The organism is Synechococcus sp. 1G10 (assembly GCF_002252625.1).
In the GTDB taxonomy this organism is placed as follows: domain Bacteria; phylum Cyanobacteriota; class Cyanobacteriia; order PCC-6307; family Cyanobiaceae; genus Regnicoccus_A.
This window is the reverse complement of record NZ_NQKW01000001.1, coordinates 125,665-146,976: the sequence shown is the minus strand read 5'-3', so window position 1 is coordinate 146,976 and position 21,312 is coordinate 125,665. Positions and strand designations below refer to the sequence as shown.

Genomic DNA, 21,312 nt, shown 5'->3' with positions numbered 1-21,312 from the left:
GCTTCAGATCCTGCTCAGAGAGCTGACTCTGGAGCTGGCCATGGTGGGCACCCATCGACGCTAAATAAAGACCTCCATCAGGCCACTGAAAGCCTTGAAATGTTTCCTGTCTAAGGAGAACTTCATGAACGACTTCATCAAGGCTTCATGAAGAAGTTTTGTATTGCGGGCTTCAGCCTGCTGCCTCCAGTCCCCGGCTCGCCTGGCTGCGCCACCAGGCCTGCCCCTGGCTGAGAAACCCCATCCAGTCGAGCCGCTCAGCTTCCACGGCCCTGGCCACCAGCAGGGGGGCCTGTTGCCTGATGGCCTGCAGATCCATTTCGGGGACACCGCTGGAGAGGGCGAGCACATCGGCCATGGCGTGGGCCACCACCCGGGTGAGGTAGGCGGCGCTCAGGGCCTGCAGCGCCCCCCCCACCAGCCAGGTGGTCCCCTCCAGGCGCATGGCCGAGAGCAGGGCCTGGCTGGTCCACTCGGTCACGCCCAGGGCCAGGGCAGCCTTGGCCAGCTCGGTCGCGGCCTCGCGCAGCTGAGCCAGTTGCCAGGGGCAATCCCAGAGCTCGGCCATCTCCTTGAGCATCAGTCCATTGGCCACCGCCAGCACGAGCAGATCGACGCTGGGCATGGGAGCCGCGAACACCCCGGCGGCCACCAGCCACTGGGTGCGTCGCACCAGACCATCCAGCCGCCCCCGGCGCAGGCCCTCCAGCCTGGCTTGCCAGTCGCCGTGGAGGCTCTCGAGGCAGCGCAGCTCGGTCTGCAGCAGCAGTCCCCGGCCGCTGGCGCGCAGCATGCGGCTGCAGGGCTCAAGCGCCCGGCTGAGTTGGACTTCCTCGCCGCTCCAGAGCATGACCTGAGTGGCCAGTGTCGCGGGCAGCTGGGCGCGCAACTCCTGCTCGAGTTCCGGCTGCGGCCCTGGGGTGGGGCTCGTCACCAGCAGGAACACGGCCTGGCCACTGGGCAGAGACTCGAGCCAGCGCAGATCCGCCGCCCTCAGGGGGGTCTCCAGGTGAATCAGCAGCAGGTCACACTGCTGGAACAGCAGGGGCCAGCGCCAGTCGGGGCTGTGGCTCGGGAGTGGATGGCCCCAGTGCAGGCAGAGGGGCAGGGGGGCCTTGAGGGCACAGATCAGCTCCGGCTGCAGGCTCTGTGGCGGCAGGCTGACCCCGGCCAGACCCACCTGCAGCTGCTGTCGCGGCTGACGTTCGCGCAGCTGCTGCAGTTGCTGCCGCCGGCTCTCCTGTTCGGCGCCGGCGGCTGGATCGTTCTGCGTGGGCTGGAGTAGCTCGAACTGATTCAGCAGTCCGTCGCAGCGCTCGATCCAGCCGCTCCAGCTGGAGGGAAGCCTGGGGTGGATCCTGGCCTTGCCACGGCTGATCCACCACAGGCCCCCAGCCGCCGCGGCAACCACCACAGCACCGGAAACGCTGCCGTGCAGGCTGTCGCCCAGAAGCAGGCCCCCGGTCAGCACCAGGGCCGCCGGCATCCAGGGCATCCCAGGCCGCCAGCTCCGCGGCTTGTCCCCGGCGTCGCTTACTGCGGCAGGAGCGTCGGTGCCGGAAGCAGCGGTGCAGGTGGCAGCGGTGGAGTCGGCTGGGGTTGTCAAGGGTGGTGCGGGGCTGCCGAAGCAGTGCCTCTCTAGCTCAGCCGCCCACTCCTGCCCAGGCCGCCCGGATCACCCTCAGACTGATGAGGTTGAGCTGCCTTGCCATGGTGGAGACGGCCCCGGCCGCCAGTCTGAAGCTCACCCCCCGGCTGGAGCAGGAGCTGGTCCGGTTCCAGGAACTGCAGCAACAGGAGCAGCACTGGCACGAGGGACTGCCGGTGCTGCTCCTGGATCGCTGCTGGCTGCGGCTTCAAGCGTTGGCGGTGGAGCGGCTGGCGCTGGAGTTGCCGCCGGACTGCACGGCCGCGGCCCCCGAGCTGGAGGCCTTCCGCCGCTGTTGCCGGGATGGCCTGAGCCCGGCAGCGGCTGAGGCCCATTGCTGGCGCGAGTTCGGTGAGGAGGCCTGCCGGCTGGCCCTGAAACGCCACTGGCAGGCCCAGGAGCGGGGCCACCGCGGCTGGACCCTGCAGGCCTACCTCGCTTTTCTTGACCGTTACCGGCATGCCTTCGCCATGGCAGGCCCAAGGCCGTTGCCGTTGCTGATTCTGGCCCGCTCCGGCACCGCCGAAGCCCACCGGATGCTTTGGCTGGTGGCCCCATGAACCGTTGATGCGGCACACTTGCCCCCTGATTGAAGGCTCTGGCGATGGCCGACGAAAACACAGCAGCAGTCCCCCAGCCTGAGCAGGACCAGCCCGCCCGTGCCCGGCGCATCGAGACCGGACGCGGCAGTGGCGGCGGTGGTGGTGGCGGCCGAGAGCGTGATGCCGGAGGCTTTCGCATCCGCCTGAGCGACAACGAGCTCCGGGCCGCCCAGGCCGTGCAGGAGGCCTTCCAGCTCCGCTCCACCGTAGCGGCTCTGGGTTTCTCGATCCGCACCGTGGCCCAGCTGCTGGAGCAGGGTCAACTGGACGCCCTGCTCGCGGAGCACCGTGCCCAGGGCGGTGCCCCCCGGAACGAGTCAGCCCCCCGCGACGGGCAACGGGCCCGGCGAGCCCCCGCCGAGGGCCGTGGTGAGCGTCGCTCAAGCCGTCCGGATCCGTTCGCGAGGCCCAGCCGTCCCCAGGCCCCAGCCCCTGAGATGGAGGCCCCCGACGAGCTCGTTGCCGAGGAGGCTGCCGAGCCTTCTGAACAGGCGCTCGAGGTGGTGATCTCGGATCCGGAGCAGGCCACCAGCCAGGCCGAGGTCGTCAGTCAGGACAACCCGGATACGGCCCTCCCGTCCGCCGAAACGGCTGAGACGCAACCGTGAGCGGCAGGCCCAGGGTTCTCTCCGGTGTCCAACCCACCGGTGCACTGCACCTGGGCAACTGGCTTGGAGCGATCCGCAACTGGGTCAGCCTTCAGCAGGACCACGACACATTTTTCTGTGTGGTGGATCTGCATGCCATCACCGTTCCCCACGATCCGGCTCAGCTGGCCGAGAACACGCGTAGCACCGCTGCGCTCTACCTGGCCAGCGGCATCGATCCGGAGCGCTCCAGCGTCTTTGTGCAGAGCCAGGTCGCGGCCCACAGCGAGCTCACCTGGCTGCTGAACTGCGTCACGCCTCTGAACTGGCTGGAGCGGATGATCCAGTTCAAGGAGAAGGCGCGCAAGCAGGGCGAGAACGTCTCCGTGGGTCTGCTGGATTACCCCGTGTTGATGGCGGCGGACATCCTTCTCTACGACGCCGATCTAGTGCCTGTGGGCGAAGACCAGAAGCAGCATCTGGAGCTGGCGCGCGATATCGCCCAGCAACGGATCAACGCCCGCTTCGCACCCGAAGATCAGCCGCTGCTGAAGGTGCCCGAGCCATTGATCCTGGCTGAAGGGGCACGGGTGATGAGCCTGGTGGATGGTCGCAGCAAGATGAGCAAGAGCGATCCCAACGAGGGTTCCCGCATCAACCTGCTCGATCCCCCCGAGTTGATCACCCGCAAGATCAAACGGGCCAAGACCGATCCGGTGATGGGGTTGGAGTTCGGCAACCCTGAGCGCCCCGAGGCCGACAACCTGCTGGGGCTGTATGCGCTGCTGAGCGGGGTGGGCCGGGAGGCCGCCGCCCGGCAGTGCGCCCCGATGGGCTGGGGCCAGTTCAAACCCCTGCTGGCGGAGGCGGCCGTGGAGGCCCTTCGCCCCCTGCAGGAGCGCTACGACGCGATCCTCGCCGAGCCTGGCTACCTCGATCAGGTCCTGCGCAGCGGCCGGGAGCGTGCCAGCGCGGTGGCCGAGGCCTCCCTTGAGCGGGTGCGCACGGCGATGGGATTCCTGCCGGCACGCTGATCACTGGCCTGAACTGGATCAGCGGCACTGATCTTTCAGCCCGTCAGCGGGGGCTTGTCGATCCAGACGGGTGTGGTAGCTGAATGAATGGCGGGCTCCTGTGGTGGTGCCTGCTTCGGAGTTTTCGGACCTGGCGGATGGATGGCGAAGCACGGCAGCGCTCCTCTTGTCCAGCCCGCCTGTGAGTCAGCGCCGGATAGGTGTTTCAACCATCACAATTTTGCGAACTTTGGTGAATTCGACACGGCATGGTTGGTAATGGAACATCAGCAACCCGCAGAACCATCCAGGCCCTGGGCAGCACCGCTGTGCTGCTGGCCCTGCCTTCGCTGATCTCCAGCCGCTTTGCCGCTGCTCTGGCTGCCGTTCCGCCGACGCTGCCCACGCCCCCTCCGCTTGCCTCCAAGCCGGCAACAGCTGCGCAACCGCGGCCTGCAGCTGCCACTGCCGCGGTTCGTTATCCGCTCACTCGCCAACGGCGGGCCCTGCTGGCCACCATCCGCTATGCCGAAGGCACCTGGGCGAATGGTTCCCCCGATGGCTACCGCACCCTCTACGGCGGCGAGCTGGTGTCCTCCCTGGAGCGTCATCCCGACATCTTGGTGGTGAACCGCTACGCAAGTGCCGCGGCCGGGGCCTACCAGATGCTGCCGGCCACCTGGGAGGCGGCCAGCCGTCGTCTTGGTCTGCGCGGCTTCGGGCCCGCCAACCAGGACCAGGCAGCTCTCTACCTGGCTGATCAGCGCGGCGCCCTGGCGGCGATCGACAGGGGCCAGCTCTGTGATGATTCGTTGGCGCGCCTGGCGGGTGAGTGGGCGTCCTTCCCCTTGCACCACGGCGGCAGTGCCTACGGCCAGCCGGTGAAGGATGCCGGCCAGCTGCGCCGCTTCTTCAAGGAGCAGCTCCTCCGCCCGACTCTGCGAACGGCTGACGGCGACCTCGTCTGATCAGGGCTCCCGGTAAACCACCCGGCCCCGTTCGTCGTTGCCCACGTCGAGCAGATCGTCGTGAAGGAGCCGCTCGATTTCTTCACGCACCCGTTCACGGGGGGTGTCACGGGGAAGCCGGCACTCCAGCAAGGCGTCGTTGTAGGTGAAGCCAGTGGCACCGGCACGTCTGGCCAGGGCCAGCAGCTGGCGGTCCAGCGGCGGCAGGGCATCCGCGGGGTCGCCGGCCTCGAGAGCCTCCAGCGCTTCCTGGAGCTGGAGCGGCTGGTTGGCCTGATCCACCAGCTCCGGGATCAGGAACAGATCCACCAGCTGACCGATGTAGCAGAGGCCGAAGGTGAGTAACCAGAGCGTGCCGCTCAGGGGTTTGCGGGCATAGAAGCGCTGCAGGCCGCAGACCCCGAAGAGTCCCAAGGCCCAGAGCAGGTAGCCGGGTGCCACCTGACGCCGCTGCTGGCGAATCCCAGAGGCTGCTGGACGTTTCAAGGTTGGGTCGCCGAAGGCAGCTCGGGCAGCACCACACCGGCCTGGCGCAGTTCCGCTGACAGGGTCCAGACGTTCAGCACCAGGCGGTGCCAGGGAGCCATGGCCTGCATGTCGAGGGCCATGCTCACCGGTGCGGCTGAGCGCAGGGTCCTGGCGGCAATCAGTTCCTTGCGGGCGTCGACCAGGCGCTGGGCGAGAGCCTGCTGCTCGCTGGCGGCCAGCACGCTCTCGGGGCAGTGCTGGAGCAACAGCAGCCCCCGATCGAACCAGAAGTCGAAATCCACTAGCAGCGAGCCCAGCAGCTGGTCGAGCAGCTCGCCCGCGGCGGCCGGCATGGGGGTCGAATCCGGTGTGGAGGGAAGATCACTCACCGGTCAATCTTAGGAATCGATCGGGCGGCAGGGCTGAAACCGATGCGTAGGATCGACCCTGGCCTGGCCCGATTCCGTGTCCCCATCCCCGTCGACGCTCCCGGCAGGCGAAGTCACCCGGATGCGCCTGCCGCGCACGAGCGAGAGCCCGGAGCTGCTGCGGATTCGCCATTCCATGAGCCATGTGCTGGCCATGGCGGTGCAGAAGCTCTTCCACAGCGCCCAGGTCACGATCGGCCCCTGGACCGAGACCGGCTTCTACTACGACTTCGACAATCCCGAGCCCTTCACCGAGGCCGATCTCAAGGCGATCAAGAAGGAGATGGGCAAGATCATTGCCCGCAAGCTGCCGCTGCAGCGCCTTGAGGTCAGCCGCGAGGAAGCGGAGGCGCGCATCAGGTCGCAGAACGAGCCCTACAAACTCGAGATCCTGGCGGGGATCCAGGAGCCCATCACCCTCTACACCCTGGGCGAGGAGTGGTGGGACCTCTGCGCCGGGCCCCACGTGGCCAACACCAGCGAACTCAATCCCAAAGCCTTCGAACTGGAGAGCGTGGCCGGGGCCTACTGGCGCGGCGATGAAAACAGGGCACAGCTGCAGCGCATCTACGGCACCGCCTGGCAGACGCCGGAGCAGCTGGCCGAATACAAGCACCGCAAGCAGGAAGCACTGCGCCGCGATCACCGCCGCCTCGGCACCGACCTGCAGCTGTTCTCGATCGAAGATGAGGCCGGCGCTGGTCTGGTGTTCTGGCATCCCCGCGGCGCCCGCATGCGCCTGCTGATTGAGGATTACTGGCGCCAGGCCCACTTCGCGGCTGGCTACGACCTGCTCTACACCCCACACGTGGCCGACCTGAGCCTGTGGAAAACCTCAGGCCACCTCGACTTCTACAGCGAGAGCATGTTCGGGCCGATGGCAGTGGATGAGCGTCAGTATCAGCTCAAGCCGATGAACTGCCCGTTCCACGTGCTCACCTATGCCAGCACCCTGCGCTCCTACCGCGAGCTGCCGATCCGCTGGGCCGAGCTGGGCACGGTCTACCGCTACGAGCGCCCGGGCGTGATGCACGGGCTGATGCGCGTGCGCGGCTTCACCCAGGACGACGCCCACATCTTCTGCCTGCCCGAGCAGATCGGCGATGAGATTCTCGGGGTGCTCAACCTCACGGAAACGATCCTCTCCAGCTTCGACTTTCACACCTATGAGGTGAATCTCTCCACCCGTCCGCCGAAATCGATCGGTGAAGATGCCGTCTGGGAGCTGGCTACAGCCGGCCTGATCGAGGCTCTCGAACGCAAGGGCTGGCCCTACAAGATCGATGAGGGGGGCGGAGCGTTCTACGGCCCCAAGATCGACATCAAGATCGAGGATGCTATCGGCAGGATGTGGCAGTGCTCCACGATTCAGCTCGATTTCAACCTGCCCGAGCGCTTCGATCTGCAATATGTGGCGGCCGATGGCAGCCGCCAGAGGCCGATCATGATTCACCGGGCCATCTTCGGCTCGCTGGAGCGGTTCTTCGGGATCATGGTTGAGAACTATGCCGGTGATTTCCCCTTCTGGCTTGCTCCCGAACAGGTGCGTTTGCTCCCGGTCACCGATGAGGTGATTCCCTATGCCGAAGCGGCGCTGGCCCAGCTCCGCTACGCGGGTGTGCGTGCCGTCATCGATCGCAGCGGCGAACGCCTCGGCAAGTTGATTCGCCAGGGCGAGCAGCAGAAGATTCCGGTGCTGGCTGTGATCGGCGCCAAGGAGGCGGAGCAGGGCAGCGTCAGCCTCCGCTCCCGCCGCGACGGTGACCTCGGCAGCGTGGCGCTCGCGACCCTGGTGGCCGCGGCCCGATCCGCCAGCGAGACCCGTGCGGCCGGCCTGGGCCTGGAGCCGGCGACGGCATCTTGACCACCCTGCTGGCTGGCGACATCGGTGGCACCAAGACCCTGCTGGCCACCTACCGGTTGGAGGCGGGAGAGTTGGTGCAGCTCCGCTGTGAGCGCTTCGTCTCAGCTGCCTGGGACAACTTCCCGGCCCTGCTCCGCCAGTTCATTGCCGGCGGAGCAGCCGGATCCGAGGCCCCAATCCATGGCTGTCTGGCGATTGCAGGGCCGGTGCAGGACGGCCTGGTGCGGCTGACCAACCTGCCCTGGGAGCTGGACGAGCTGGAGCTGACGGCCGAGTGCGGGCTCAGGCGCCTGGAGCTGGTGAACGACTTCGCCGTGCTGATTTACGGGCTGCCGCACCTGGGGGAGCACCAGCAGGCGGTGGTGCGAGAGGGAGTGGCCCAGCCGGGGCCCCTGGCGATCCTCGGGGCGGGCACGGGCCTTGGCGTGGCCATCGGGGTGCCCGGAGCCCAGGGCCTGATCGCGCTGGCCAGTGAGGCCGCCCATGCTGAGTTCGCGCCGCGGCTGGAGCGGGAGTGGCGGCTGAAGCAGTGGCTGCAGCACGATCTGTCTCTGGAGCGGGTCTCGATCGAGCGGATCGTCAGTGGCACCGGCCTGGGCCATGTCTTCCGCTGGTTCCTGCACGAGGCCGGGTCCGGCGCTCCCCATGGCCTGGCGGAGCCGGCAGCGACCTGGGCCCTGGCCGAGCTTCAGGGGGAGGCTGAACGCCCCGATCTGCCGGCACTGGTGGCCACCGCTGCAGCCAGCGGCGATCCAACGGCCGCAGCGGCTCTCGATCTCTGGCTGGCTGCCTACGGCTGCGTGGCGGGGGATCTGGCCCTGCAGAGCCTGTGCCGCGGTGGGCTCTGGCTGGGGGGTGGCACCGCTGCCAAGCTGCTGCCCCAGCTGCGCTCCCAGGCCTTTCTCGGCCCCTTCGCCGCCAAGGGCCGGCTGACCCCGGTGCTGCAGCAGATCCCGCTGCGGGCGTTGATCGATCCCGAGGCCGGCCTGTTCAGTGCCGCCTGCCGGGCGCGGATGCTGCTGGACTGAGGCCGCTCGGGCGGATGGGACACTGTCCCGAGCAGAACGGTTGTGATGGTGAGGCCCCGTATCGGGCAGGGTGTGCAGGTGGATGTGCCGGCGACCACCGCCAACCTGGGTCCAGGTTTCGATTGCCTCGGGGCGGCTCTGGAACTGAACAACCGCTTCGAGCTGCGCTGCATCGAGGGGGATGGTGAACGCTTCGATCTGCTGATCGAAGGCAGCGAGGGGGCCCACCTGCGCGGTGGACCGGACAACCTCGTCTACCGCTCGGCCCAGCGGGTCTGGAAGGAGGCGGGCCAGCAGCCGGTGGCGCTCGAGGCCAGGGTGCGGCTGGCGGTTCCACCGGCCCGGGGGCTGGGCAGCAGCGCCACGGCGATCGTGGCCGGCCTGATCGGCGCCAATGCTTTGGTGGGGGAACCCCTGAGCAAGGAGAAGCTGCTGGAGCTGGCCATCGACATCGAGGGCCACCCTGACAATGTCGTGCCTTCGCTGCTGGGTGGTCTCTGCATGACCGCCCGGGCGGCCTCGAACCGTTGGCGGGTGGTGCGCTGCGAATGGCAGGAGAGTGTCAAGGCGGTGGTTGTGATTCCGGCCATCCGGCTCTCCACCAGCGAGGCGAGGCGGGTGATGCCCAAGCTGATCCCGATTTCCGACGCCGTTGTCAACCTGGGCTCGCTCACCCTGTTGCTGCAGGGTCTGCGCACCGGCAATGGCGATCTGATCGCCGACGGCATGCACGACCGGCTGCATGAGCCCTACCGCTGGGGGTTGATCCAGGGGGGACGCCAGGTGCGCCAGGCGGCGCTCGACGCCGGAGCCTGGGGCTGCGTGATCAGTGGCGCCGGGCCGAGCCTGCTGGCTCTAGCCAGCGCCGACCATGCCCCTGCCGTGAGCCGGGCGATGGTGTCGGCCTGGGAGCGGGAGGGGGTCGCCTCCCGGGCCGAAGTACTGCGGGTGCAGCTGAGCGGCAGCCGCTGGCACGACCTCCCAGACCGCCCCTGAGCAGGTGCTCATGAGTACAACTACCTAACTGATACATTCAGTGCCCGAAAGCCGGTTCATCCGGCTACAACCGACCCCTCCGCAGTCTCGAATGGACGCCACACTGCCCCTCACGGTTGCGTCCAGCCTGCCTGCGTCCTTTCCCTGGCTCAGCCTGATCGCCCTGTTGCCGGCGGCGGGTGCCCTGCTGATGCCACTGCTCCCGGGCGACGGCACCGACCCCCGCGCTCCGCGCACCATCGCCCTGGTGGTGCTTCTGGCCGACCTGCTGCTGATGATGTGGGTGTTCAGCCAGCGTTTCGACGGTGGACTGAGCGGCCTGCAGCTGGTGGAGCGGGTGCCCTGGGTCCCCCTGCTCGGCCTGGAGTGGTCGCTCGGAGCTGATGGCCTCTCGGCCCCCCTGGTGGTGCTCAGCGGACTGGTCACCCTGCTGGCGGTGGCAGCCAGCTGGAACGTGAATCGCAAGACCCAGCTCTATTTCGGGCTGCTGCTGCTGCAGGCCTCCGCGCAGTCCCTGGTCTTCCTCTCCCAGGACTTTCTTCTCTTCTTCCTGGCCTGGGAACTGGAGCTGGTGCCGGTGTACCTGCTGATCGCGATCTGGGGCGGAACCCAGCGCCAGTACGCCGCCACCAAATTCATTCTCTACACCGCCACCGCTTCCCTGCTGATCCTGATCAGCGGTCTGGCCCTGGCTCTTGGGGGCGATGGCTTCACTCTCAACCTGCAGGAGCTGAGCGAGCGCTCCTATGGCGGCAGCTTCGGACTGCTCTGCTACCTGGGCTTCCTGGTGGGCTTCGGGGTGAAGTTGCCGATGTTCCCGCTGCACACCTGGCTGCCCGATGCCCATGGTGAGGCCAATGCACCGGTGTCGATGCTGCTGGCGGGGGTGCTGCTGAAGATGGGCGGCTATGCCCTGCTGCGCTTCAACGTGCAGATGCTGCCCGACGCCCATGTCCAATTGGCGCCGGCCCTGGTGGTGCTGGGCATTGTCAACATCATCTACGGGGCCCTCAACGCCTTCGCCCAGGACAACGTCAAGCGGCGGATCGCCTGCAGCTCGGTGAGTCACATGGGCTTCGTTCTGCTCGGCATCGGAGCCATTGACAGCCTCGGCATGAGCGGGGCGATGCTGCAGATGATCAGCCACGGCCTGATCGCCGCCTCGATGTTCTTCGTGACGGGAGTGTTCTACGAGCGCACCAAGACCCTCTCGATCCCGAACATGGGCGGCCTGGCCAAGGTGCTGCCGATCACCTTCGCCTTCTTCCTGGCCAGTTCACTCGCTTCCCTGGCTCTGCCTGGCATGAGCGGCTTCATCAGCGAGATCACCGTCTTCCTGGGAATCACTGCCAACGATGGTTTCACCGTGCCCTTCCGGGTGGTCACGATCGTGCTGGCGGCCATCGGCCTGGTGCTCACACCCGTCTATCTCCTCTCGCTCTGTCGGAGGGTGTTCTTCGGACCCAGAATTCCGGCGCTGGCTGTGGTGGGCGACATGAAGCCCCGGGAGCTGGTGATCGGTCTCTGCCTGCTGGTGCCCACCCTGGCGATCGGCTTCTGGCCCCGCCTGGCGATCGATTTCTACGGCGCCACCACCACGGCCCTGGCCGAGGGGCTCAGCAACCCCAGCGTGATGGCGATCGGGCGGATTTCCGCTCTCGGTTGAACCGCCGTAGTGGCGCTGATCCGCTGGAATGGCTCCATTGATGCGGTTCACGTCCATGAGCGCCTCCCTGCTTGCGCCCCCTCTGCTGCGCGGCGAGGGTCTGCCCGACTTTCCGGCCATCACCCCGGAGCAGGTGCGCCAGCAGATCCCTGGCCTGCTGGAGGAGCTCAATGCCGGTCTGAGCGAGCTGGAGCAGCACCTGGAGCTGGCCCTGGGTTCTTCTGAACCCCTGGGCTGGGCTGAGGTCATGGATCCCCTGCATCGGCTGGGGGAGCGCCTGCGCTGGAGCTGGGGCGTGGTCAGTCATCTCAATGGCGTCTGCAACAGCCCCGAGCTGCGGGAGGCGCACCAGAGTCAGCAAGGGGCCGTGGTGGCCTTCGGCAACCGCGCCTGTCAGAGCCGCACGCTGTACCGGGCCCTGGAGCAGCTCCAGGAGCAGCACAAGGCTGGCCGACTGCCCCTTGATGCCACCCAGGAGAGGATCCTCGCGGCCGAACTGCTGGAGATGCAGCTCCGGGGCGTGGCCCTGGAGGGGGAGGTCCAGGCGGCCTTCAATGCCGCCAGTGAGGAGCTCGCCCAGCTCGCCACCCGCTTCGGCAACCACGTGCTCGATGCCACCAATGGCTGGACCCTGGCCCTGAACACGCCGGAGGAGGTGGAGGGCCTGCCTGACAGCCTGCGCCAGCTGCTGGCCCAGGCGGCGCGGGAGGCGGGGCTGAACGCGCCCGATGGCAGTCAGGCCAGCGCCGAGACCGGTCCCTGGCTGCTGGGGCTGGACATGCCCCGGGCCATGCCCTTTCTCAAATACAGCCGCCGCCGCGACCTGCGCGAGCGGCTCTACAAAGCCCAGGTGAGCCGTGCCTCATCCGGTGATCTCGACAACCGCCCCCTGATCGAGCGCATCCTCACCCTCAAGGGCGAGCAGGCCGTGCGGCTGGGCTACGCCAACTGGGCCGAGGTGAGTCTGGCCTCGAAGATGGCCGACTCCGTGGACGCGGTGGAGCGCCTGCTGGAGGATCTGCGGGCCGCGTCCTATCCGGCTGCGGAGCGCGAGCTGCAGGCCCTGGCCGCCTGCGCCGGGCGCCAGGGCGCCCCTGAAGCCGGCGAGCTCAGACCCTGGGACGTGAGCTTCTGGGCGGAGGTGCTGCGGCGCGAGAGCTTCGATCTCCATGGGGAGGCCCTGCGCCCCTGGTTCCCCCTGCCGCGGGTGCTCGATGGCCTGTTCGCTCTCTGTGGCCGCCTGTTCGGCATCCGCATCGAAGCCGCCGACGGCGAAGCCCCGGTGTGGCATGCCGATGTGCGCTTCTTCCGGGTCTTCGACACCGGCAGTGGCCAGGCCATCGCCAGCTTCTATCTCGATCCCTACAGCCGCCCCGGCAGCAAGCGAGGCGGAGCCTGGATGGACACCTGCCTGGATCGCCACACGGACGCCACTGGGCGCCCGGTGCTGCCGGTGGCCTATCTGATCTGCAACCAGAGTCCGCCGGTGGGTGAGATTCCCAGCCTGATGACCTTCGAGGAGGTGGAGACCCTCTTCCACGAATTCGGACACGGTCTTCAGCACATGCTCACCACCGTCGAGCGGCCCCAGGCGGCCGGCATCAACCACGTGGAGTGGGATGCGGTGGAGCTGCCGAGCCAGTTCATGGAGAACTGGTGCTACGACCGGGCCACGCTGCTGGGCATGGCCCGGCACTGGCAGTCCGGTGAGCCCCTGCCCGAGGAGGAGTTCGCCAAGCTGCTGGCGGCGCGCACGTTCATGGGCGGCAGCGCCACCCTGCGCCAGGTGCACTTCGCCCTGGTCGACCTGCGCCTGCACAGCGCCTGGACTCCCGGTTCGGGCCTGAGCCCCGAGGATCTGCGCCGGCAGATCGCCCGCACCACCACGGTGCTGCCCCCCATCCCGGAGGACTGCTTCCTGTGCGCCTTCAGCCACATCTTCGCGGGGGGCTACTCCGCCGGCTACTACTCCTACAAGTGGGCCGAGGTGCTCAGCGCCGATGCCTTCAGCGCCTTCGAGGAGGTGGGTCTGGGAAATGAGCCAGCTGTTCAGAGCACAGGCCGCCGTTTCCGCGACACGGTGCTCAGCCTCGGCGGCAGCCGCAGCCCCGCCGAGGTGTTTGAGGCCTTCCGCGGCCGGGCTCCCTCGGCGGAGGCCCTGATCCGCCACTCGGGTCTGGTGGCGGCCTGATCAGTGTCGCTGGAGGTTTTCAGGGGCGCAGCAATTCCCGCTGGATCACCTCCAGCGACGCCGGCGCGCTGAGCACGTTCTGGTGCAGCCACACCGGCAAGGTCCTGGCCGGCCCGAATGGCAGGACCGCCTTCCAGCCCGGCACCACCACCTGGTCGGTGGGGGTATAGAGGCTCAAGCACTCCACCCCGGCCAGGGCGTGGGGATCGTCGTTGAGTCGGCGCAGCAGCGGACTGCCCGGTTTCATGTCGGCGATCCCCCCCAGCAGGAACGCCGGCCAGGGCTGGGCCGTGAGCGTGCCCTGCTGCGGGCTGGCCACGCTGATGAAACGACGGGTGCGCTTCTCTCCGCTGAGCAGCTGCAACCAGCAACGGGCGATCACCCCGCCCATTGAGAAGCCGAGCAGATCGATCGGTTCCTCGGCTCCGAACTTCGCTTCGATGGCCTTGCCCAGCCGCTCAGCCAGGTCCAGCAGGGGGGTGGTACCGAGCCGGTGACTCAGGTGGGGAACTAGCAGCGGATCGCGGGCTCCCGCCAGTTGCTGCTCAAGGCGCCGGAACAGGCGGGGCGAATCCCAGAGCCCATGCACCAGCACCAGAGGTGGGACGGTCATCAGCTCAGTCTGCCGCGGGCAGATGGCGCCAGCGCTCCACCTGCACCAGGCCGCTGAAGCCGCTCACCGGGGCGGCGCATTTGGTCAGGATCACGTGCTGGGGCACGAGGCCGTAGAGCTGCTCGATCCGCTCCATGATCCGCTCGGCGTAGTGCTCGAGGGTGAGACAGCGCACCTGCCGCGCCTGCTCCTGCAGGGCCTGGATCGCCAGGCCGTAATCCAGGCTGAGGGCCAGATCATCGCTTCGGCCCGCAGGGCCCAGGTCGTGGAAGAGGCTGAAGGCCAGCTCGAACCACTGGCCCAGTTCCCTTTCCTGCTCCAGCACACCCACGTGTGCCCAGAGCCGCAGCCCGCGCACATGGATCGCCTCACGGCCGGATAGGGATGGGGGCAGTGGCTTGGCCGGAAGGCTCATCGGGGTAGGCGGCGGTGCGTGAATCGGCTCTTGCCGCTGGCGTAGTCGGCCACGATGTGGCCTTCACCGCGCAGGTGATAGCGGTAGGTGACCAGCCCCTCCAGCCCCACCGGCCCACGCGGTGGCAGGGTCTGGGTGCTGATGCCCACCTCGGCGCCGAAGCCGTAGCGGAAGCCATCGGCGAAGCGGGTGGAGCAGTTGAGGAACACCCCGGCGCTGTCGACGGCGGCGAGGAAACGCCGGGCGGCCTCGGGATCGTTCGTGCAGATGGCGTCTGTGTGGCGGGATCCGTGGCGGGCGATGTGCTCCAGAGCCTCCTCGAGACTGTCCACCACTTTCACCGCCAGGATCCGATCGGAGAATTCCCGGCCCCAGTCGTCGTCGCTGGCTGCGATCGCCACCCCCAGCTCACAGGCCAGGGGGCAGCCCCGCAGTTCCACCGCCATGGCGGCGAAGGCGGCGATGGCCAACGGCAGGAAGGCGGGAGCCGCTTCGCGATGCACCAGAAGGGTTTCGATCGCGTTGCAGGCGGCCGGGTACTGGGTCTTGCTGTCGATGGCCAGGCGCAGGGCCTGGTCAAGGTCCGCGGCGCGGTCCACCAGCAGGTGGCAGACCCCATCGGCATGGCCGAGCACGGGAATGCGGGTGTGGTCCTGGATGAAGCGCACCAGCTCGTTCGAGCCCCTGGGGATGATCAGATCCACCAGGCCATCGAGCTTGAGCAGTCCCAGGCTCTCCTGGCGGGTGGTGAGCAGGGCGAGGGCCGCCGGATCCACCGCGCTTGCCGCCAGGCCTTTCTGCAGGGCCGTGAAGATCGCGGCGCAGCTGCGGCTGGCCTCGCGCCCACCCTTGAGCAGGGCACCATTGCCGGAGCGGATCGCCAGGGCCGCGATCTGGATCAGGGCATCCGGGCGCGCCTCGAAGATGACCCCCACCACCCCCAGGGGCACCGTGATCCGCTCGAGCACAAGGCCCTGATCCAGTTCGGTGTGGAGCTGGCGGCGGCCGACCGGATCGGGCAGGTCCACCAGCTGGCGGACTCCGTCGATGGCGTCTGAGAGCTTCGCCGCGTCGAGCTTGAGGCGCGCCACCAGGGCCGGTGCCAGCTGCTCGGCCGCCGCCGCCTCCAGGTCGGCAGCGTTGGCGGCCACGATCGTGCCGGTGGCCTGCTCCAGTGCCTCGGCCATGGCGCTCAGGGCCTGGCGCCGCTGATCATCCGAAGCCTGGCCAAGGGCCATGGCGGCACGGCGGACGGCGCCCGCCCGGCTGAGCAGCTCGGGGCTGGGATCGGGGACGCCGGACGGAGTGGAAGCCATCCATCCATCATTTCAGTCGTAGCGGCCGTTCAGCCACAGCGCCTGGCTCAGGCCGGCAGAGCTTCCAGGGCCAGCTTCACGGCTCCCAGCCGTCCGGCGCCGTTGCCGAGGGCGCAGCGGCGAATCTCCAGGTCCCGGCGGCTCTCCGGCAGCACCCGCTCCTCCACCTCCCGCCACACCGCCGGCAGGAAGTGATCGCTTGCGGCACTGAGGCCGCCGCCGATCAACACCAGCTCCGGAGTGAGCACGTAGAGCAGCGAACTCAGGCCGATCCCCAGCCAGCGGCCGTAGCGCTCCCACACCGCCTGGGCCTCGCCATCCCCGGCTTCGGCGCGGCGGCAGAGCTCGGCGGGGTCCAGCGGGCACAGCCGCCCCAGCCCCGTGATGCTGCAGAACTGCTCGAGCGAGCCCCGGTTGCCGCTGCGGCAGGGCGGACCGTCCGGATCCACGCCGATCAGACCGGGCTCGATGGCCGCTCCGTCGCGGCCGGTGAACAGCTCGCCTTCCAGCAGGGCTGCGCCGCCCACGCCCGTTCCCAGGGTGAGCAGCAGCACGTCGCTGCGGCCGCGGGCCGCGCCCAGCCAGGCCTCGCCCAGCAGGGCGCAGTTGGCGTCGTTGGCCAGGACGACACGCCTGCCCAGCTGGGGCTCCAGCCAGTCGGCGAGGGGAACGTTGTGCCAGCCGGGCAGGTTGATCGAGACCCGTGCCACCCGGCCGCTGCGATCCATCGGTCCGGGCAGGCCGATCCCCACCCGATCGGCCAGGCCCGCCGGATCCACGGCCGTGATGGCCTCCACCAGTGCCGTGCACACCGCACCGGGCAGGGCTGGCCGGGGGGTGGGGCATTCCAGTTCGGCCAGGCAGGCGCCGCTGGCATCGAAGCGGCCGAGCTTGATGGCGGTGCCCCCCAGATCCACGCCGATCAGTTCCATGCTCAAGTGGGCTCCTTCAGAAGCGGAAGAACAACTGCAGCTGGCCTTGCCAGCGCCCTTCGGTGTCGAAGGATCCCTGCAGGCCCAGGGTGTCACTGGCCTGGTAGCGCAGGGTGAGCTGGGGGGGGATGTCGGTGCGGTTCGGGGCCGCCAGCACGGAGAAGTTGAAGCGTTCGGTGATGTCGAGGCCCAGCTCCGAGCCCAGCACCAGCTGGGCCGGCGCGCGGCGCGACTCCTGCCGGGAACCAGAGGCGTTGCTGCCCACCTCGTTCACGGAAGGGGAGAAGAAGGTGGGAAACAGGGAGAAGCTCACCCGCTGGCCGAAGGCGTTGGTGAGGGTTCCCACCAGGGGCGAGAGCAGTGACTGACCGAAGACCGTGGCCAGGGCTGCCGTGGCGTTGCCGCCGCTCAGTCCGGCGAGGGAATTGCCGCCGATCAGGGCCACCAGCCGCTCCTCCGGCAGGGGAGGGGAGCTGCGGATGGTGAGCGTTTCGGCGATCCGGTCGGCCGGGCCGCTAACGGTCACCACCACCCTGACCAGGTTGAGCTGATCGAGCGGGGTGTAACCGCCCCGCAGGTCGAAGTCGTTGAAGGTCTCGCGGCCCTGGCCCACGTTGAGCGTGTTCGAGACCCTGGTGCGCAGGGCGATGTCCACGTACGGGATCAGGCCCAGGCTCGGGGTGAACACCGCCACGTTGGGGGCGTCGGGATCGAGGGTGAAGTTGGTGGTGAACAGGCTCAGACGACCACCGAGCAGCCGCACCACGCCGCTGGCGCTGAGGCTGGGGTTGATGGGACCGTTGAGGGTCAGGGTTCCGCCCGTCTTGAAGCTGGCCACCGGTGGCACCACCACCTCCAGATCGGGGCCGAGCTTGAGGCGCAGGTTGCTCAGGCGCAGCAGGGGAACCCGGGGGATCGAATCGCGCAGGTCAAGGGCAGTGTCGCTCTCCACCTCCGGCCCCAGCAGCACCAGGGGCTTCTCGAAGTTCCACGACTCCTCCACCAGCCGCCGGGCCTGCTTCGGCTGGAGGACCCCTCTCTCATCCACCTGGGCCAGGGTGCCGGGCTGGCCGTTGATCGTGCCTTTGCTCAGGCTCAGCTCGCCGCTGAGCAGCGGCCGCAGCAGGCTGCCGCGCAGGGCCAGGCTGCCATTGGTGAGGGCGTTGAGGCGGGGCGCCTTGATGCGGGCGTCTTTGACTGTGAGGTTGAGGGGTTGGCGCTGCGGTGTGTCGCGGAACAGGCCGAGGCCACCGCTGCCATCGAGTTCCCCCCGGCCGCCCATGCGGGCCTTGAATTCCTGCACCAGCAGCTCCTCGAAATCGAAGAGCACCGTGGCCTGGAGCTGGCTGATCTCCTGACCGGCCACCACCAGCTCGCCGTCGCGGAAGCGCAGGAAGCCATTGGCCAGCGGCTTGAGCAGGCTGCCCCGCATCAGCAGCTCCAGATCGGCGCTGCCTTTGCGCCATTCCAGCCCGCGACCCACCAAGGTGCTGATGAAGCGCAGGCCGTCGCCGCGGCTGGAGAGCCTCAGCTTCAACCCCTCCCGAGCGGGATCGAGGGGGACGCTGCCGCTGAGGGCGACGCGGCTGTCGGCCCCTTCGCTGCTGAGGGAGGCCGACAGAGCCAGGGCATCTCCATCCAGGCTCACCGTGGCGTCCTCGAGCCGCACCGGAATCCCGTTCAGACTGGCGTCGATCAGGCTCAGGCTGGTGCGGAAGGCGCTCTTGCGCAAGGCCGATCCCAGCTGATACGAGCCCTCCAGATTCAGGCCCCCCCGCAGGCTGTTGGGCACCGGTGTGGCCAGGGCCAGCAGGGCAAGCGGAAGGTTCTCGAGGCTGAAGCTCCCCTTTCCTCCCCTGATCGGTCCTTCCAGCCGCACCTGGAACGGATCGAGCCGCAGGGCCTCGTCGCGGTCATCGGCCCGCAGCCAGAGGTGGCCCTTGGCGCCCAGATCCAGGTTGAGGCGCTCCAGATCGGGCCCGGCCAGGCTGATGTCGAGATCCACCAGACCGCGCAGGTCCTCGAGCCGTGTCCGTGATCCGGCGGTCGTCGGGCCCCGGAACTCAGCCAGCCTGGTCTGGGCCGCGCGCAGAGCCTGGAGCTGGCCATCGATCGTGCCGCCGAGGGTGTCGATCACCAGGGTGCCCAGGTCGCTGGCCCTGCCCCTGCCCAGGGGGCTGCCGCCCCTCCAGATCGTCAGTGCCTGGGCCAGCTCCTGGAAGAGTTGCAGCGGCAGTCCTCGCCCTTCGAGGCGGCTGCGCAGGCGGCCCTTGCGCTCGCCATCGGCGCTGAGGGCCACCGTTCCGCCGGCCAGAGGTGTGAGTTCTCCCTTGAAGCGGAACTGTCCTGCCGCGTAACGGCCTGAGGCGGTCAGCCGCTGCCCGCGCACCCCCAGCAGCAGCGGACGCTCCACGGCCACGCTGCCCTCCATCGCCAGGGGCTGCAGATCGAGAACCCCCTTGCCGCTGAGCAGTCCGTCGAGGGCCCTGGGCCTGGAGGCACCACCAGCGGCGAGCTTCAGGCCCCCGAGGGGAAAGCGGCTCGCCTGCCAGCGGTAGCGGCGCGTATCGCCGCTGAAGCTCAGAACCCCTTGCTGGCGCCGCAGCTCCACCTGGCTGGGCAGCCAGGAGCGGTTCAGCCTGGCCTTGAGGCTGCCCTGCTGGGCCGGGGCCAGTGCCGTCAGGGCCAGATCGCCGCCGCCGCCGCTGCGGGCGGTGAGCCGCCCTTCCCAGGTTTCCAGCAGTTGCAGGGGGCCGCTTCCAGGCTGCCGCACCGACAGCCAGAAGTCGGGACGGAGGGCCGCGAGGGGTCCGCTGAGGCGGCCCCGGGCGCTGAGTTCTCCCTTGAGCGTGCTGCCCAGCAGGGGGCCGAGCCGGGCCAGGGCGTAGGGCCTGAGCTGCAGGTTCAGGCCCAGATCACCTGCCACCAGGCCGCGCCGGCGCTGCCAGCGCAGCGGAAGGCTGCCATCGCCGCTGAGCTCCGGACTCTCGAAGCGGAGCAGCCGCAGCTGGTCATCGGACCAGGCCAGATCGGCGCTGGCGGCACCCAGCAGCAGGGTGTCCTGCAGGCGGAGGCCGGAGGGGGCCGTCAGCCGCGCCTGCAGGCGGCCGAGGGGACCAGCCCGGCTCTCGCTTGGCCCCGCACTGGCCTGGACGTTGAGCAGGGTGCTCCCCTGCCTCTGAAAGCTGGCGCTCAGGGTCGGCTGCCGCAGGGTTCCAGCCAGGAGCAGGCCTCCATCCACCCAGGCGCTGCGACCCAGCAGGGCCTGGGCCGCGGCTCCCGCCGGCTGCCAGAGGGAGGGATGGAGCTGCAGCCGCTCGCTGCGCACGTCGAGCCGGGGCCAGATCTGACCCCTGGCTGTGATCTCGGAGCGGCCGGAGCGCAGGCGCAGGCTGTCGAGCCGCAACTGGAGGCTGCTGCGCCAGTCGGAGCGGATCAGGGCGTTGAGTTTGAGCGGTTGGGGGCTGGTGGGGGTGCCCTTGCCGAGGGGGATGTGGCCATCGAGTGCCAGCAGGGGCTGGCGCCAGGGCCCGCTCACCCCCAGACCGAGCCGGTCGCCGCGCTGGGGATCGCTGGCGCTGAAGCGCAGATCGAAGCGGCTTCCAGGCACCAGGGAGCCCTTGACCGTGCCGCGCCAGTTCGCCATCCGCCAGGGATCCCCCTCCAGCTGGATCTCCTGCCCGCGGCAGCCAACGGCGAGGCGTCTGGCCTGGAGCGGCGCCGGCAACAGCGGATCCCGCAGCTCCAGCTCCCCGATGCGCAGCGAACCCCGGCAGCTGGTGCTGCCGCGGCGGCGATCCAGCTCAAGGCGGCCGTCGGCGGTTCCCTTCAGCGACTGCTGGCGCAGAGGACGGGCTCGGGGAATCAGAGAGACCAGCGGGGCCAGCTCCCAGCGACGCAGGTCGAGGCCGAGCTTCACCGCGCCACTGCGCCAGTTGGCAGAACCGCGCGCCAGGGCGCGGCCGTTGCCGGCCCTTTCCCTGGCAGTGGCGCGCCAGTCGACGCTGCGGTTGTGGAGCCTCACTCCGGCTCGGCCCTGCAGCTTCAGGTCGAGAGCGCCGGAGCCCAGCTGCAGCCGGGCGGGCTGCTCCAGCAGGATCTTGAGAGTGAGTCTTGGCGGGGGCCTGTCTCCAGCCCCCCCGAACACCCATAGCTGCCCCCGGGCGTTGGGGATCAGGCTGAGCTGGGCGCCCCTGGGCCGCAGCTCCAGCACCGGTGCCCGCTCCACCAGGCTGGCCAGGGGGTCCAGGTTCACCCCGATCCCGTCGAGGCGCAGGCTTGAGCTGTCGGTTGGCCCGCTCAGGACACGGCTGGGGCCGATGTTCAGCCCCCAGGGCCTGAGGCCTTCATAGGGACCGAGCTGGACGGGGTGGCCCAGCCCCCGTCCGATCAGCACCTGCAGCCTTGGCCGCCAGCTGTCGTAAACCCGGCGAGCCAGGTGATCGGAACCCCACCAGGCTCCCGCCAGCCCTGCGCTTCCCCCGAGGGCGGCAGCCAGCAGTAGTCGTTGGCGGCGACTCCGGGACTGGGTTCCCGTTTCAGGCGAAGACGGGGACCCCATCGGCTCGTCGCTGTCA

The 21,312-nt window shown here is 68.8% G+C and carries 17 protein-coding genes; 9 read left to right on the top strand and 8 right to left on the bottom strand.

Annotation, left to right across the window (positions count from 1 at the left end):
• Positions 1-172: 172 nt before the first annotated feature.
• Positions 173-1,606 carry a YcjF family protein gene (locus tag CJZ82_RS00730; RefSeq protein ID WP_233129944.1) on the bottom strand — a complete coding sequence of 478 codons (1,434 nt, stop codon included), beginning with the start codon at positions 1,604-1,606 and terminating at the stop codon, positions 173-175.
• A 104-nt stretch (positions 1,607-1,710) separates the two neighbouring features.
• Between CJZ82_RS00730 and CJZ82_RS00725 the strand changes: the two genes are divergently transcribed.
• The 4 genes from CJZ82_RS00725 to CJZ82_RS00710 all read left to right on the top strand — a co-directional run bounded on the left by CJZ82_RS00725 (position 1,711) and on the right by CJZ82_RS00710 (position 4,818).
• Positions 1,711-2,208, top strand: a complete 498-nt coding sequence (locus CJZ82_RS00725) for a hypothetical protein (RefSeq protein WP_094553878.1) — start codon at positions 1,711-1,713, stop codon at positions 2,206-2,208.
• A 44-nt stretch (positions 2,209-2,252) separates the two neighbouring features.
• Complete coding sequence (locus CJZ82_RS00720) at positions 2,253-2,858, top strand: hypothetical protein (RefSeq protein WP_198949594.1); 606 nt, start codon at positions 2,253-2,255, stop codon at positions 2,856-2,858.
• A complete protein-coding gene (gene trpS, locus CJZ82_RS00715) occupies positions 2,855-3,871 on the top strand; it encodes a tryptophan--tRNA ligase (RefSeq protein WP_094553877.1) in 1,017 nt (338 codons plus the stop codon). Before CJZ82_RS00720 ends, trpS begins: the two co-directional genes overlap by 4 nt.
• A gap of 248 nt (positions 3,872-4,119) precedes the next feature.
• Entirely contained in the window at positions 4,120-4,818 is a 699-nt protein-coding gene (locus CJZ82_RS00710) for a glycoside hydrolase family 104 protein (protein WP_094553876.1), read from the top strand.
• Here CJZ82_RS00710 and CJZ82_RS00705 read toward each other — a convergent pair whose 3' ends face one another.
• Both CJZ82_RS00705 and CJZ82_RS00700 read right to left on the bottom strand, forming a co-directional pair.
• The gene (locus CJZ82_RS00705) at positions 4,819-5,304 is read right to left on the bottom strand and encodes a TM2 domain-containing protein (protein ID WP_094553875.1); all 486 of its coding nucleotides are present in this window, start codon (positions 5,302-5,304) and stop codon (positions 4,819-4,821) included.
• Positions 5,301-5,675: a DUF2605 family protein gene (locus CJZ82_RS00700; RefSeq protein ID WP_233129943.1), complete on the bottom strand. Its 375-nt coding sequence runs from the start codon at positions 5,673-5,675 to the stop codon at positions 5,301-5,303. The genes CJZ82_RS00705 and CJZ82_RS00700 overlap by 4 nt, the downstream gene beginning before the upstream one ends.
• 121 nt (positions 5,676-5,796) lie before the next feature.
• Between CJZ82_RS00700 and thrS the strand changes: the two genes are divergently transcribed.
• The 5 genes from thrS to CJZ82_RS00675 all read left to right on the top strand — a co-directional run bounded on the left by thrS (position 5,797) and on the right by CJZ82_RS00675 (position 13,459).
• Positions 5,797-7,578: a threonine--tRNA ligase gene (thrS, locus tag CJZ82_RS00695; protein ID WP_233129972.1), complete on the top strand. Its 1,782-nt coding sequence runs from the start codon at positions 5,797-5,799 to the stop codon at positions 7,576-7,578.
• Positions 7,575-8,606, top strand: coding sequence for a glucokinase (locus CJZ82_RS00690; protein ID WP_094553872.1), 1,032 nt, complete (start codon positions 7,575-7,577; stop codon positions 8,604-8,606). Before thrS ends, CJZ82_RS00690 begins: the two co-directional genes overlap by 4 nt.
• Positions 8,607-8,651: 45 nt before the next feature.
• The gene (gene thrB / locus CJZ82_RS00685; RefSeq protein ID WP_094553871.1) at positions 8,652-9,602 is read left to right on the top strand and encodes a homoserine kinase; all 951 of its coding nucleotides are present in this window, start codon (positions 8,652-8,654) and stop codon (positions 9,600-9,602) included.
• A gap of 91 nt (positions 9,603-9,693) precedes the next feature.
• Positions 9,694-11,268 carry an NAD(P)H-quinone oxidoreductase subunit 4 gene (locus tag CJZ82_RS00680; protein ID WP_094553870.1) on the top strand — a complete coding sequence of 525 codons (1,575 nt, stop codon included), beginning with the start codon at positions 9,694-9,696 and terminating at the stop codon, positions 11,266-11,268.
• Between the two features lie 55 nt (positions 11,269-11,323).
• Positions 11,324-13,459 carry a M3 family metallopeptidase gene (locus CJZ82_RS00675; RefSeq protein WP_094553869.1) on the top strand — a complete coding sequence of 712 codons (2,136 nt, stop codon included), beginning with the start codon at positions 11,324-11,326 and terminating at the stop codon, positions 13,457-13,459.
• A 19-nt stretch (positions 13,460-13,478) separates the two neighbouring features.
• Here the strand turns inward: CJZ82_RS00675 and CJZ82_RS00670 are convergent, their stop codons facing one another.
• From CJZ82_RS00670 to CJZ82_RS00650, 5 genes are read right to left on the bottom strand one after another with little or no spacing between them, the layout of a single operon-like run.
• On the bottom strand, positions 13,479-14,072 hold the full coding sequence (locus CJZ82_RS00670) for an alpha/beta fold hydrolase (RefSeq protein ID WP_094553868.1): 594 nt from the start codon (positions 14,070-14,072) through the stop codon (positions 13,479-13,481).
• A gap of 4 nt (positions 14,073-14,076) precedes the next feature.
• Positions 14,077-14,487, bottom strand: coding sequence for a dihydroneopterin aldolase (locus CJZ82_RS00665; RefSeq protein WP_094553867.1), 411 nt, complete (start codon positions 14,485-14,487; stop codon positions 14,077-14,079).
• Positions 14,484-15,803, bottom strand: coding sequence for a glutamate-5-semialdehyde dehydrogenase (locus CJZ82_RS00660; protein ID WP_094553866.1), 1,320 nt, complete (start codon positions 15,801-15,803; stop codon positions 14,484-14,486). Before CJZ82_RS00660 ends, CJZ82_RS00665 begins: the two co-directional genes overlap by 4 nt.
• 47 nt (positions 15,804-15,850) lie before the next feature.
• Positions 15,851-16,735 carry an ROK family protein gene (locus CJZ82_RS00655; protein ID WP_094553865.1) on the bottom strand — a complete coding sequence of 295 codons (885 nt, stop codon included), beginning with the start codon at positions 16,733-16,735 and terminating at the stop codon, positions 15,851-15,853.
• Positions 16,736-16,751: 16 nt separating this feature from the next.
• Complete coding sequence (locus CJZ82_RS00650) at positions 16,752-21,296, bottom strand: translocation/assembly module TamB domain-containing protein (RefSeq protein ID WP_094553864.1); 4,545 nt, start codon at positions 21,294-21,296, stop codon at positions 16,752-16,754.
• Between the last annotated feature and the right edge of the window lie 16 nt (positions 21,297-21,312).